We start from the raw sequence: 446 nt of genomic DNA, 5'->3' as shown, positions 1-446 counted from the left end.
ACATGGGCCACTTCGGCGCCCGCCCCATCCGGTACGCGTGGTTCTACATTGCCATGCCGTGCCTGCTGCTGAATTACTTTGGCCAGGGCGCCTTGCTGCTGCGCGAGCCGAGCGCCGTGCAAAACCCGTTCTTCCTGTTGATGCCGAGCTGGGCGGTTGGCCCGATGGTGCTGCTCGCTACGGCGGCCACCGTCATTGCGTCGCAGGCTGTCATCTCTGGCGCGTTTTCGATGACGGCGCAGGCCGTGCACCTGGGCTATGCGCCGCGCATGAAGATTCTCTACACGTCGGATGTGGAAATCGGCCAGATCTACGTGCCAGTGGTCAACTACATGCTCCTCGTGCTGGTGGTGGCCGTGGTGCTGGCGTTCGGCAAGTCCGACAACCTGGCCGCGGCGTACGGTATTGCGGTGACGACCACCATGGTATTGACGACGGGTCTGGTC

Annotated in this window: 1 protein-coding gene; it reads left to right on the top strand. The window is 63.2% G+C overall.

What is annotated here, in order from left to right; translation table 11 throughout:
* Positions 1-446: KUP/HAK/KT family potassium transporter (locus I6F21_RS37860; protein ID WP_225184401.1), on the top strand; the 446-nt coding region annotated here is incomplete at both ends.

This window comes from Bradyrhizobium sp. NBAIM03, assembly GCF_020194055.1.
Lineage (GTDB): Bacteria > Pseudomonadota > Alphaproteobacteria > Rhizobiales > Xanthobacteraceae > Bradyrhizobium > Bradyrhizobium yuanmingense.
Note: the sequence above shows the minus strand (reverse complement) of the source record. Positions and strands in the feature narration are given on the sequence as shown.